1 pseudogene is annotated in these 339 nt (G+C 36.0%); it reads right to left on the bottom strand.

The window, feature by feature from the left end:
- Window positions 1–16 precede the first annotated feature (16 nt).
- Window positions 17–339 (bottom strand): annotated as a pseudogene (locus KI369_RS28620) (aminoglycoside phosphotransferase family protein); the annotation flags it as partial.

Below are 339 nucleotides of genomic sequence, written 5' to 3' on the forward strand. Positions count from 1 at the left end.
ACCTACCTATTATTTTTTATATTATTTTTTCTGGTTGAAACCAAATTGGCTTTAATAGCTCAAAGTCTTTATGATCCTCTAAAACGATAGTAAGACGCTCTAACGTATCATCTAACATATGCGGTGCTGCTCGTAATGTCCAGACAACTGAAGAAAAAACTGTCATGCCAACGTACACAGCATATAACTTCCAAAACTCCTCTGGTATTATACCATTAAAGTATCCTTCTATTTGTCCGATTGAATACGGGATACTAATGTCCCTTGCAAATAGTGCAATTTTTACGAAATCATGTAGTGGATCGCCCCAGTCGTAACCATTAAAATCAACAACACCTA

The organism is Bacillus sanguinis, assembly GCF_018332475.1.
Lineage (GTDB): Bacteria > Bacillota > Bacilli > Bacillales > Bacillaceae_G > Bacillus_A > Bacillus_A sanguinis.